Annotated in this window: 11 protein-coding genes; 6 read left to right on the top strand and 5 right to left on the bottom strand. The window is 34.6% G+C overall.

Going from position 1 to position 12,413, the window contains the following annotated elements; translation table 11 throughout:
• Positions 1-7: 7 nt before the first annotated feature.
• The 4 genes from ACNQF8_RS14465 (at position 8) to ACNQF8_RS14450 (ending at position 6,777) form a co-directional block, all read left to right on the top strand.
• On the top strand, positions 8-721 hold the full coding sequence (locus ACNQF8_RS14465) for a carboxylesterase family protein (RefSeq protein WP_417953816.1): 714 nt from the start codon (positions 8-10) through the stop codon (positions 719-721).
• Positions 711-3,011: a beta-glucosidase BglX gene (bglX, locus tag ACNQF8_RS14460; RefSeq protein WP_417953817.1), complete on the top strand. Its 2,301-nt coding sequence runs from the start codon at positions 711-713 to the stop codon at positions 3,009-3,011. The genes ACNQF8_RS14465 and bglX overlap by 11 nt, the downstream gene beginning before the upstream one ends.
• Positions 3,012-3,156: 145 nt before the next feature.
• Positions 3,157-5,253 (top strand): glycoside hydrolase family 97 protein, encoded by a 2,097-nt coding sequence (locus tag ACNQF8_RS14455; protein ID WP_417953818.1) that lies wholly within the window; start codon positions 3,157-3,159, stop codon positions 5,251-5,253.
• A gap of 144 nt (positions 5,254-5,397) precedes the next feature.
• Complete coding sequence (locus ACNQF8_RS14450; RefSeq protein WP_417953819.1) at positions 5,398-6,777, top strand: M28 family peptidase; 1,380 nt, start codon at positions 5,398-5,400, stop codon at positions 6,775-6,777.
• A gap of 40 nt (positions 6,778-6,817) precedes the next feature.
• On the opposite strand, the gene ACNQF8_RS14445 is transcribed toward ACNQF8_RS14450, so the two are convergent.
• The 4 genes from ACNQF8_RS14445 to ACNQF8_RS14430 form a co-directional block, all read right to left on the bottom strand.
• The gene (locus ACNQF8_RS14445) at positions 6,818-7,912 is read right to left on the bottom strand and encodes a PAS domain-containing sensor histidine kinase (protein WP_417953820.1); all 1,095 of its coding nucleotides are present in this window, start codon (positions 7,910-7,912) and stop codon (positions 6,818-6,820) included.
• Between the two features lie 213 nt (positions 7,913-8,125).
• Entirely contained in the window at positions 8,126-8,971 is an 846-nt protein-coding gene (locus tag ACNQF8_RS14440; RefSeq protein ID WP_315210414.1) for a hypothetical protein, read from the bottom strand.
• A gap of 18 nt (positions 8,972-8,989) precedes the next feature.
• On the bottom strand, positions 8,990-9,808 hold the full coding sequence (gene kdsA, locus ACNQF8_RS14435) for a 3-deoxy-8-phosphooctulonate synthase (protein ID WP_315210417.1): 819 nt from the start codon (positions 9,806-9,808) through the stop codon (positions 8,990-8,992).
• Between the two features lie 224 nt (positions 9,809-10,032).
• The gene (locus ACNQF8_RS14430; protein ID WP_417953821.1) at positions 10,033-10,482 is read right to left on the bottom strand and encodes a 2-dehydro-3-deoxyphosphooctonate aldolase; all 450 of its coding nucleotides are present in this window, start codon (positions 10,480-10,482) and stop codon (positions 10,033-10,035) included.
• A 194-nt stretch (positions 10,483-10,676) separates the two neighbouring features.
• Here ACNQF8_RS14430 and ACNQF8_RS14425 point away from each other — a divergent pair, with 194 nt between their 5' ends.
• Together ACNQF8_RS14425 and ACNQF8_RS14420 are read left to right on the top strand one after the other, a co-directional pair.
• Positions 10,677-11,237, top strand: a complete 561-nt coding sequence (locus ACNQF8_RS14425; RefSeq protein ID WP_417953852.1) for a YeeE/YedE family protein — start codon at positions 10,677-10,679, stop codon at positions 11,235-11,237.
• A 36-nt stretch (positions 11,238-11,273) separates the two neighbouring features.
• Positions 11,274-11,690 (top strand): DUF6691 family protein, encoded by a 417-nt coding sequence (locus ACNQF8_RS14420; protein WP_417953822.1) that lies wholly within the window; start codon positions 11,274-11,276, stop codon positions 11,688-11,690.
• 12 nt (positions 11,691-11,702) lie between these two features.
• Here the strand turns inward: ACNQF8_RS14420 and ACNQF8_RS14415 are convergent, their stop codons facing one another.
• Positions 11,703-12,407 carry a lysoplasmalogenase gene (locus tag ACNQF8_RS14415; protein ID WP_417953823.1) on the bottom strand — a complete coding sequence of 235 codons (705 nt, stop codon included), beginning with the start codon at positions 12,405-12,407 and terminating at the stop codon, positions 11,703-11,705.
• Between the last annotated feature and the right edge of the window lie 6 nt (positions 12,408-12,413).

Genomic DNA, 12,413 nt, shown 5'->3' with positions numbered 1-12,413 from the left:
TTTTTAGATGAAATATAAATTAGCAATAGTCGCGTTATTATTTTCCATTGTTTCTCTTGCCCAAAAGGATGAAATTGGTACAATAAAAACCGAAATCGTTCAAAAACGCGAATTAGCGTATGCTTTACATATTCCAAAGGATACTAAAGATAAAAAGCCACTGATTGTTTTTCTTCACGGTTCTGGTGAAAAAGGAACAGATATCCAAAAAGTAAAAGAGCATGGACCATTCAAGTATTTGAAAAGTCACGAATTAGACGCGTATGTATTGTCACCGCAATGTCCGGAAAATGAATATTGGAATGAGGAAGTATTGTATCGTTTGATTTTAAAAATCCAAAAAGAGAACAATATTGATAGTAGCAGAATTTATCTCACAGGTCTTAGTATGGGAGCTTGGGGCGCTTGGAATCTAGTTGTTGCACATCCTGAAATCTTTGCCGCTTTGGTGCCTATTGCAGGTTACGTAGATAGAATTCCAATGATTGAAAACTGTAAAATTGCATCCATTCCTACCCGGATTTTTCATGGATTACTGGATGATGTCGTGAATGTAGAGTATTCTATTGCGATGTATAAAAAATTAAAAACCTGTAATACTAATGTGACGCTGACAATTTTTGATGATGCCAATCACGACAGTTGGTCACGAGTATATGACAACCAAGAAATTTATGATTGGATGTTCAAACAAATAAAAAACAGACAAAATGAAAATTAAATTGATCATACTACTTTTTGGAATTTCGCTTTTTGGCTATAGCCAAAAAAAGACATCTAAAAAGGAGGTTAAAATTAAACCGAAAACAGAGTTCGTTGCAGAGTTACTTTCGAAAATGACTTTGGAAGAGAAAATTGGACAATTGAATTTGCCAACTTCGGGTGATATTACTACCGGTGCAGCCAGTAGTTCTAATGTGGCTAAGAATATCGAAGACGGAAAAGTAGGTGGGTTATTCAACATCAAATCAGTTCAGAAAATAAAAGAAGTACAGAAAATTGCTGTCGAAAAAAGCCGCTTGAAAATTCCGTTACTTTTTGGGATGGATGTTATTCACGGTTACGAAACGACTTTTCCTATTCCGCTGGGATTGTCAGCTACTTGGGATATGAAATTAATTGAGCGCTCTGCCCAAATCGCTGCCAAAGAAGCAAGTGCTGATGGAATCAACTGGACGTTTTCGCCTATGGTAGACATTTCTCGTGATCCACGCTGGGGAAGAGTTTCAGAAGGTTCGGGTGAAGATCCATTTTTGGGAAGCCAAATTGCAAAAGCAATGGTCAATGGGTATCAACAAAATGATTTGTCTAAGAACAATACCATTTTATCATGTGTGAAACATTTTGCTTTGTATGGTGCGCCAGAAGCAGGACGTGATTACAACACGGTTGATATGAGCCGAATAAAAATGTATAACGATTATTTTCCGCCTTACAAAGCCGCTATTGATGCCGGCGTTGGTTCGGTAATGGCGTCTTTCAATGAAATTGATGGAATTCCTGCTACTGGAAATAAGTGGTTGATGACAGATGTTTTAAGAAAACAATGGGGATTTGACGGATTTGTAGTTACTGATTTTACCGGAATTCCGGAAATGATTGAACACGGAATGGGAGATTTACAAACTGTTTCTGCTTTGGCTTTGAATGCCGGAATTGAAATGGATATGGTGGGCGAAGGTTTCCTGACGACTTTAAAAAAATCATTGGAGGAAGGAAAAGTAACGATCGAACAAATCGATAATGCAACGCGTCTTATTTTGAATGCGAAATATGATTTGGGTTTGTTCCATGATCCGTATAAATATTGTGATGAAAATAGAGCGAAAACAGAAATTTTCACAAAAAACCACAGAGCCGAAGCACGAGCAATTTCAGCACAATCGTTAGTATTATTAAAAAATAACAATCAGTTACTTCCTTTGAAAAAATCAGGTACGATTGCTTTAATCGGACCATTGGCTGATGCCAAAGAAAATATGGCAGGTACTTGGAGTGTGGCTACTAATATGGATAAATCCATTTCATTAGTAGCAGGAATCAAAGAAGTGGCAGGGAAGGATACTAAAGTGCTTTACGCCAAAGGAAGCAATCTGGATTATGATGCAGCTTTCGAAGAAAAAGCAACCATGTTTGGTAAAACCTTACACCGCGACAACAGAACTTCCCAAGAATTATTGGCTGAAGCCTTGAAAATTGCCAATCAATCTGATGTAATTGTAGCGGCTTTAGGTGAATCAGCAGAAATGTCCGGAGAAAGCAGTAGCAGAACGAACTTAGAGATTCCACAAGCGCAAAAAGACTTATTGCAAGCCTTATTGAAAACAGGAAAACCGGTTGTGTTAGTTTTATTTACAGGTCGTCCATTAGTATTGGTACAGGAAAACGAAACAGTTCCGGCTATTTTGAATACTTGGTTTGCAGGAAGTGAAGCAGGAAGTGCTATTGCGGATGTTTTGTTTGGAGATGAAAACCCTTCAGGAAAATTAACGGCTACTTTTCCAAGGAGTGTTGGTCAAGTGCCGATTTATTACAATCAAAAAAATACGGGAAGACCGTTAGGTAATAAAGAAGGGAAGTTCGAAAAATTTAGATCGAATTATATCGACGAAAGAAATGAACCTCTATATCCGTTTGGTTTTGGATTGAGTTATACCACATTCGATTACTCGAATTTGAAAATTTCATCCGATAAAATGAACTTCAATGAAAAAGTAAAAGTGACTGTTGATGTGACCAATACAGGAAATTATGATGGTAAAGAAGTAGTTCAGTTGTACATAAGAGATCTAGTAGGATCTGTTACAAGGCCTTTAAAAGAGTTAAAAGGATTCCAGAAAATTGCTCTTAAAAAAGGAGAAAAACAAACAGTAACTTTTGAAATCTCTCTTGAAGAATTAAAATTTTATAATTCGGATTTACAGTTTATCGCAGAACCTGGTACTTTTCAGGTTTTTATAGGTACGGATTCTAGCACTAATAATAAAGTTGATTTTGTGTTGATTAAGTAAATGTTTGGTTTGTTTATTTATGATCGGCCCTTCAGTAGTAGTACTGAAGGGTTTTTTTAAATAAAAATGCAGTATTTGTTAAAAGTCATACTATGAAAAACAGCTATTTTATTTACTTTTATCCATTCAATAAAATCATTCAAAAATGAAATATTTATTTTCTCTTTTTCTAATCGCTTTGTTCAGTTTTGGGAATGCCCAAAGCGTTCAATCGCCATCAGGTAAAATCGCCTTAAATTTCAAATTAGGAACAAATGGGCAACCTTTCTATTCCGTAAATTACAAAAACAAAGCGGTCGTTTTAGAAAGCGCTTTAGGTATAAAATTAAAAGATAAACCAGCTTTAGACGCTAATTTTGATATCCTGACTTCAAAAACTTCCAGCTTCAACGAATCATGGAAACCAGTTTTGGGAGAACAAGCTAGTATTCTTAATCACTATAATGAACTTAATGTTTCGCTGATCAACAAGGAAACTAAGGTAAAAATGAATATCATTTTTAGAGTATTTGATGAAGGAGTAGCTTTCAGATATGATTTTCCAAAACAAGCGGAGCTGAATTATTTCATCATCTCTGATGAGGTTACCCAATTCAATTTAACCGAAAATAATAAGGTATTTTGGCTTCCAGGCGATTTCGACAGCAATGAATACGAATACAACGAAACTAAGTTTTCTGAAATTGATAATAGCAAAATTAATATGAACAACGGAATTGGAGTGAAATCGATTCCAGGGAAATACATGGTTCAAACACCGTTGATGATGAAAGCGCCATCAGGTTTGTATCTCAATATTTTTGAAGCGGCTGTCGTTAATTATCCGGTCATGCATTTGAATGCTGATGTGACAAATTATAAATTAAAAGCCGAATTAGTTCCGAATGCCATTGGTGACAAAGCCTATTTGCAAACGCCTTGTGTGTCGCCTTGGAGAACTATCATGATTAGCGATGATGCCAGAGATATTGTGGCTTCTAAAATGATTTTAAACCTAAACGAACCATCGAAATTAGAAGATACGTCTTGGATAAAACCTATGAAATATGTTGGAATTTGGTGGGAAATGCACGTAGGGAAATCGACTTGGGATTATGCAGGTTCTCAAAATGCCACTAATTTTGCAGATGCACCAAAAGCGTCAGGAAAGCACGGTGCTACTACCGAAAATACGAAACGATACATTGATTTTGCTGCAAAAAATGGTTTTGATGGCGTATTGGTAGAAGGCTGGAATGTAGGTTGGGAAGATTGGAACGGAAACTGGAAAGAGGAAGTTTTTGATTTTACAACGCCGTATCCGGATTTTGATATTGCTTCTCTTTCGGCTTACGCCAAAGAAAAAAATGTCAAAATGATTATGCATCATGAAACATCGGGTTCTGTCAGTAATTACGAAAGACATTTAGATCGTGCTTTTGATTTGATGAAAAAATACGAATATCCAGCAGTAAAATCAGGTTATGTGGGTAAAATTATTCCGCGTGGCGAGTTTCATGATGGACAATCAATGGTGAATCATTTTAATTTTGTGGTAAGACGCGCTGCCGATTATAAGGTTATGATTAACTCTCATGAATCGTCAAGACCAACTGGTTTTGGAAGAACGTATCCTAATTATATCGCTGCCGAAGCAGCTCGTGGAAATGAATTCAATGCTTGGAGCGTTGGAAATCCACCGATGCACGAAACTATTTTGCCTTTTACAAGACAACTGGGCGGACCTATGGATTACACGCCAGGAATTTTTGAAATCAAAATGAGTTATTATGATAAAAATAAAACGGAGCAGGTTCATACCACTTTAGCCAAGCAACTGGCCTTATACGTAACCATGTATTCGCCGTTGCAAATGGCGGCTGATTTATTAGAAAATTACGATAAATATCCAGATGCTTTTCAGTTTATCAAAGATGTTGAAACGGATTGGGATGAAAGCAAATATTTAGAAGCGGAGCCGGGTGATTATGTTACGGTTGCCCGAAAAACCAAAGGAAAGGAAACGTGGTTTTTAGGAGCAATCACCGATGAGAATGCCAGAACATCAGAAATAAAGTTAGACTTCTTAACCAAAGGAAAAAAATACAAAGCGATCATTTATGAAGATGCTAAAAATGCCGATTGGAAAAATAATCCAATTGCTTATAAAATTAGCACGATGACAGTGTCCAGCAAATCAAAAATTAAGTTGAATTTAGCTCCAGGAGGAGGAACAGCAATCAGTTTCGAACTGATAAATTAAATAGGATATCCTGCAAGAGCTTTAAAACTTGCAGGATTTTTTTTTTGAATCTCACCTTATATATTCGTAAAGAATTACGAAATTGCAACAGCAACCAAAACCAAAATTATAAAGAAGAATACCAAAAAAAGCTCCAAATTTATTATGAAAAAATCAATTGTTTTAGCCGCACTTTTATTTGGTGGAATCACCGTATTTGCGCAAACTAAAGAGGAACAAACTTTAAAGGAAATTTACAAATCTTCCTTAACCAATGCCAAATGTTATCCTTGGCTGGATCATTTGTCCAATACCATCGGATCCCGATTATCAGGTTCCACAGGAGCAGAAAAAGCCGTTTTGTATACTAAAGCACAATTAGAAACTTTGGGTTTAGATAAAGTGTACCTTCAAGAAGTAATGGTGCCAAAATGGGTGAGAGGCGAAAAAGAAATCGCTTATTTACAGGTAGGGAAACAAAAAATAACGTTCCCCATTTGTGCCTTAGGAGGTTCTGTAGCGACACCAAAAGCTGGATTGAATGCCAATGTGATAGAAGTAAAAAGTTTAGAAGAACTAGCAGCGCTTGGCGAAGCAAAAGTTAAAGGTAAAATCATTTTCTTTAACAGACCCATGAATCCTGAGTTTGTAGAAACATTTAAAGCTTACAGTGGTTGCGTGGACCAGAGATCATCAGGAGCCAGAGAGGCAGGAAAATTAGGTGCTTTGGCAGTGATTGTACGTTCTATGAACTTAAGATTAGATGATTTCCCGCATACCGGTGCAACTAATTACGGCGACATTGCAAAAGAGCAACGGATTCCAGCAACTGCTATTAGTACCAACGGTGCCGAACTTTTGAGTAAAAGTTTGAAATCGAATCCCAATGCAACTTTTTACTTGAAACAATCATGTCAAACATTTGAGGATGTTTTATCCTATAATGTGGTTGGTGAAATGACGGGATCTGAACATCCTGAAAGAATAATGGTTGTTGGAGGTCACCTGGATTCTTGGGATCTTGGAGATGGTTCTCATGACGATGGAGCAGGATGTGTCCAAAGTATGGAAGTGTTGAATATCTTCAAAAATATTGGTTACAAACCTAAAAACACGTTGCGTGTGGTTTTGTTTATGAACGAGGAAAACGGTGTTCGAGGCGGAAAAGAATATGAAACACAGTCCAATAAAAACAACGAGAACCATATTTTCGCTTTAGAAAGTGATTCGGGCGGGTTTTCTCCAAGAGGTTTTTCAATTGAAGCTGATGAAGCTAATTTCAATAAAATTAGTAGTTGGGCCTCGTTATTCGAACCCTATTTAATCCACAAATTTGTAAAAGGGCATTCTGGTGTTGATATTGGTCCGTTACAATCCAGTCACATCGTAAAGGTAGGATTACAGCCGGATTCACAGCGTTATTTTGATTATCATCATGCTGCAAATGACACTTTTGATGCTGTCAATAAAAGAGAGTTGGAACTAGGAGCGGCAACTATGGCTTCACTTATGTATTTGATAGATCAGAATGGAATTGTAAAATAAAAACACCCTAATTTTTGAAGATGCTACATGCTGTTTTTTTTCAATATTTGAAGGAAATTGTGAATGTAGCACCTTCATTTATTTTACTCTCCACGGCGATTCTCCCGCCTAAACTAGTAATGTGATTATACACTAAATATAATCCTATACCATTGCTGTCTATGTTATTGTGGAATTTTTCATACAATCCAAAAATCTTATCCTTCACCTTATCCATATCAAAACCAAGTCCATTATCAGAAAAAATTAATTGATTTACTCCATTTAATTTTCTGGTTTGGATAGTAATAACGGGTACATGATGTGGTTTTGCATATTTAATGGAATTAGTAAGTAAATTCAAAAATATACTTTTGATGTATGCTTTGTTAAAAGTAATATTCTCAAATGCGGAAAAGTCAACATTAACAATTGCTTTTGAATCGCAAACTAAAGAATTTATGGAAGTAAGCACTTCACTAAGGGATTCATTTAAATTTATTTCTTCAATTTGAGTATTAATACTCTCGTTTTCTACTAATTGATCAATAGAATCATTTAAAGTTTGTTTTAAATTTTCACTAGTTAATTTAAGAATTTCTACTAACTCCAACGTTTCTGGATCATTGATTTTTGAAACATCAATGAGACTGAAAACAGAAAGCATGTTATTTATCGGTGACTTTAAATCATGCGAAGTTTTATGAGACAAAACTGTTAGTTCTTTGTTGATTTGCGTCAAATTTGCAATGAGCAAATTGCGCTCTTCTTCCATTCTTTTTTTATGGGTAATGTTTTTGGCAATTGCATACACTAATTTCTCGGAATCAACAGGCATTGATGTCCATGATAACCATACAATTTCCCCGCTTTTAGTTAAATAGCGGTTTTCAAAATTCAAAAGAGGCTTATTTTTATATACTTGTTCTCTGGTTTCTAAAGTAATTTGGAGGTCGGCAGTATATACAAAACTGCTGATTGGTCGAGAATATAATTCCTCTTCCGTAAAGCCTAATAATTTTGAAACAGCCGGATTTATTCTCTTGAAATAGCCATCAAATCCTGCGATACATATAAAATCAGCTGATATATTAAAAAAATTATCAAAGTGATAGTCTGTTTTTAAAGAAGAAGTGGAGGTGTTATTTTTGATCATTTATAATTTTAAAGAATTATATTGTATTAAAATTACCCAACTTGAAACAAGCAAATCCGATGGTTAAATTTAACTAATTAAAATTTAAAAAAAAGAAAAAAAATCAAATAATCAAACAGATATTAATTTTATATATTTTAGTTTTTTTTAAATCAAATTCATAAAAAAAGCCATCATATATGACAGCTTATTTAATTTTTGATTGAGGATGAATTATATTTTGAATATTCCTCCTACTGCAATGATTCTCTGAAAAAAGAAAAAATCTTGTGAAGCACTATCCTCAGAACTTTGCGTTGTTCTAATATCCTGCATATTGATGTAGCCTCCTTTAAGTTCTCCTTGTATATAAAAGTGCTTGAAAAAAGTAACATTTAAACCTGCTTTCAAAGAAGTACCATACCCTGAAACATGAAAATCATCATGACGTTCTTTTCCTAATAATGTTGTATTTGTTTTTGGATACAATAAACCAAAACCAACTCCTTCAGTTAAATTAACTTGAATTTTGTCGGTATTTTCGATTTTAAAAATAGAGGAAATATCATCGTGTCTTGAAAATTCACTGTTGACATAATTTAAACCATCGGTGTGTTCATAAAGTAGAAACTCTTCGGTCAAAAGCACCTGATTATTTGGCAATAACTCATTATATGATCCGGGATTAGGATAGTAACCATCAATGTTTACGGCTTTATCTTGCGTCATCACATATTTCATGTGATCCACTCCTATAGCAACACTGTAATGATCATTTATAAAATATCCCAATCTAAAATTAGTTTGAGGAATAGTCATTCTAGATGGATTAATATAATCAACATGCCATCCTTTTGGTTTGTCATGTGCTTGAATGTTCTCCAGAGTAAAGTTGTAGTCTTTACCTCGAAAAGTCACATCAGATTTAGAATAACTGTCTCTATTTCCACCCCATGAAACAAAAAATTTACCTTTGTTATGACTGGTATATCGATCTTGTATTATTTTTTTTTCCTGTGCAATTGTAGTATTAGTAAATAGTATAATTAGGAATGCTGAAAATAAAAAAAAATGCTTCACTGTATTTGGGTCCTAAATTTAAAATGTATTTATTGTTTTTCTAATGGCAACTAACTTGGTCATTAAGGATTCAAAGTAATCTAAATGCAACATATTTGCTCCATCGCTTTTTGCATTAGCAGGATCAAAATGGGTTTCAATAAAGATTCCATCTACACCTACAGCAATACCAGCTTTGGCAATAGTTTCAATCATATCTGGTCTTCCACCAGTTACACCAGCCGTTTGGTTGGGTTGTTGTAGTGAGTGAGTAACATCAAGAACAGTAGTAGCATATTGTTGCATCGTAGGAATTCCTCTAAAATCAACGATCATGTCTTGGTAACCAAACATTGTTCCTCTATCCGTAACCATCACGTTTTCATTGTGACAATCCAATACTTTTTGAACCGCATGTTTCATGCTTTCCGGACTCATAAACTGTCCTTTTTTCAAGTTGACTACTTTTCCGGTATTGGCAGCAGCCACGACTAAATCGGTTTGACGCACTAAAAAAGCAGGGATTTGCAACACATCAACATATTGAGCAGCCATATCCGCATCTTCATTCGTATGAATATCCGTAACAGTAGGAACTTTAAATGTTTCCGAAACTTTTCTAAGGATTTTTAATGCTTTTTCATCTCCAATTCCTGAAAAACTATCAATTCTAGAACGGTTTGCTTTCTTAAAAGAGCCCTTAAAAACGAAAGGAATTTGTAAAGTATCAGTAATTCCAACTAGTTTTTCGGCAATTCGCATCGCCATTTCTTCACCTTCAATGGCGCAAGGACCAGCAAGTAGGAAGAAATTACCGCTGTCAGTATATTTAATTTGTGGAATATGTTGTAGGTTCATAATATGAATTTTTTAGAAAGTGCAAAGGTAGTTATGATTTACGATTTCCGATTTATGATTTTCAAATAATTTATTGGATTAACGTTTTATTAGGAGCTTTTTCCTGTCTCGTCATTAGGACGAGATTGCAATTTCCCTGAAAAACGGGAGGATTTCTCCCGAGGCTTCGGGACCATAAGAGTTAGGGATTTGGTTTGTAAGGATGTTTTGGGATTTTAAGTCTATTATTTTTTCAATGAAAGTCCCGTTGGAACCATCAAAATTCCTTTTTCATAGATGTTCAAATAGAGTAGTACTGGTTTTTTCTGACCAATCCATTTTAATTCATAAACATCCAGAAATCCAGCACCCATTTCACTTCTTTTTGTTGGAAACGGACAACAGCTTTCTAATTTAGTAAACGTGATTTTCTCACCATTAGGTCCTGCTAATGCGTTCAAAAACCGACCTTGATTGATTGTCTCGTTTTTAGTGTTATTAAAGAAAATATTGATGGGATAATCTTTATCATAACCATATTTTTTGTCTTTACTGTATTCCGTAATTACAAAAGTGTTGTCTTTAGAAAGTGTAAGGTTTGGTGCATTATCATCCGTATTTTTCAATGTAGATTGTGTACTGGAGCAAGAAGCCATACTAATTAGTAACGCAATAAAAAAGATTGATTTGTTCATGTTTAGTGTAAATTTATTAGGTAAAATTTAAATAGCAATTACAATACCATGTAATTTAAATAATACAAATATAAACAGAACTTTAGACCTTATTGCGTGTTCCCGTAATAATTTGGATACACACTTTTTCACCTGATTTAGCATTTCTTCCAAAATCTCGTAAAATGCATCTTATCTTTGCACAAAAAAACAATATGGATATTATTTTTCAAACGTGGTCTTGGTATGTTTCCGGTTTTTTAATCGGCTTGATTATGTTAACACTTATTTATTTTGGGAAGTCTTTCGGAATGTCTTCTAATTTGCGTTCGCTTTGTTCGATGGCTGGTTTAGGAAAACGAGTCGCTTTTTTTGATTTTGATTGGAAAGCACAACGCTGGAATTTAGTAGTCGTTCTTGGTGCTATGTTAGGCGGTTTTGTTGCCGTTCATTTTATGAGTGATGCTTCAAATGTAGACATTAACCCTAAAACAATTGCACAATTAGCACAACTTAGTATTGAAGCTCCAAACGGAAAATTAATGCCGGATGCACTTTTTGGAACAGCTATTTTGGAATCTCCAAAAAGTATTTTCATATTGCTTATTGGTGGCGTTTTGATTGGTTTTGGCTCTCGTTATGCCGGTGGTTGTACTTCTGGACATGCCATTTCAGGATTAAGTAATTTACAAATTCCCTCTTTGAAAGCAGTTATTGGATTTTTCATCGGCGGTTTGATAATGGCGCATTTCTTATTGCCATTAATTGTAAAGTAGTTAAGCAATCATCATTTAAAATTTAAAATAAAAAGCATGAAAAATATACTAAAATATTTATTAGTTGGATTTGTTTTCGGAATTGTACTGACTAAATCAGAAGCCGTTTCTTGGTATCGCATTTATGAAATGTTTCAATTTCAGTCGTTTCACATGTTCGGAATTATTTCGGTGGCTATCTTGACAGGAATTATTGGGATTCAAATCATAAAAAGAAATAACATAAAAGACATAAAAGGAGAATCTATAGAAATTCCAGATAAAGAAAAAGGATCTGCTCGATACTGGATTGGCGGATTGTTTTTTGGATTGGGTTGGGCATTGGTAGGTTCTTGTCCGGGTCCAATATTCATCTTGCTTGGAGCAGGTTTTTGGACCGTTCTGATAGTGCTTTTCGGGGCTCTTTTGGGAACTTATTTATATGGGTTATTGAAAAATAAATTCCCTCATTAATCGTTAGAAATTTCATAGCAAAGTAGCATTCTCGTGAGGGAATGCTACTTTTTTTTTGTTTAATTTCAAAATACCAATAACAATCAAGTATTGTGCAATTAAATAAGTTGCCATAATCAAGAAGGAACTGTATTGCAATGGTGCGTAAAATTTATCAAAGGCTAAAATACTGTCTGAAGCTACAAAAACGATAGCACCAATTAAAATATATATACTTGCAGGTTTTTGCCAGTTTAAGAACCCTTTGAGCGCAAATAACAACATGATGGAAATTGTCAGAGCATAAACAAAAACAGGGATTTTTAAATCTCCCAAACTTGGTAATAAAATCAGCATCATTACGATTAAATAAAAGGCAATTGCTGTAAATCCCACCCAGAAAATGATTTTGCTTTTCTTTAAATAAATCTTTAATTGTTTGCTGAACAGTATAATATAAGAAATATGCGAAAGTAAAAAAGCAATCAATCCGGCAATAAAATATAATTCTCCTTTGTCAGCAAACATCAAAATAATATCGCCTATCCACGACAAAGTCAAAGATGTCAAAAGAACTTTTTTGGTAATAAATCTTTCGTGTATATAAACAGCCAGAATTAGAAACGGCAATAAAAATGGTTTCAAAAACCAGGCAATTTCTTCTCTTCCAAAAAGAATTATCAAAAGATAGACTAGACTAAACCCGATGAACCTATTTAATATTAAGTTACTTTTCATTTTATC

It is taken from the genome of Flavobacterium labens, from assembly GCF_048286755.1.
Taxonomy (GTDB): Bacteria; Bacteroidota; Bacteroidia; order Flavobacteriales; family Flavobacteriaceae; genus Flavobacterium.
This window is presented reverse-complemented; position numbering and strand designations above follow the sequence as displayed.

Coding starts and splice junctions, on each gene's coding strand:
- ACNQF8_RS14425 (WP_417953852.1), top strand. CDS start 10,677: ATGGATATTATTTTTCAAACGTGGTCTTGGTATGTTTCCGGTTTTTTA.
- ACNQF8_RS14465 (WP_417953816.1), top strand. CDS start 8: ATGAAATATAAATTAGCAATAGTCGCGTTATTATTTTCCATTGTTTCT.
- ACNQF8_RS14445 (WP_417953820.1), bottom strand. CDS start 7,912: ATGATCAAAAATAACACCTCCACTTCTTCTTTAAAAACAGACTATCAC.
- ACNQF8_RS14415 (WP_417953823.1), bottom strand. CDS start 12,407: ATGAAAAGTAACTTAATATTAAATAGGTTCATCGGGTTTAGTCTAGTC.
- ACNQF8_RS14455 (WP_417953818.1), top strand. CDS start 3,157: ATGAAATATTTATTTTCTCTTTTTCTAATCGCTTTGTTCAGTTTTGGG.
- bglX (WP_417953817.1), top strand. CDS start 711: ATGAAAATTAAATTGATCATACTACTTTTTGGAATTTCGCTTTTTGGC.
- ACNQF8_RS14420 (WP_417953822.1), top strand. CDS start 11,274: ATGAAAAATATACTAAAATATTTATTAGTTGGATTTGTTTTCGGAATT.
- kdsA (WP_315210417.1), bottom strand. CDS start 9,808: ATGAACCTACAACATATTCCACAAATTAAATATACTGACAGCGGTAAT.
- ACNQF8_RS14430 (WP_417953821.1), bottom strand. CDS start 10,482: ATGAACAAATCAATCTTTTTTATTGCGTTACTAATTAGTATGGCTTCT.
- ACNQF8_RS14450 (WP_417953819.1), top strand. CDS start 5,398: ATGAAAAAATCAATTGTTTTAGCCGCACTTTTATTTGGTGGAATCACC.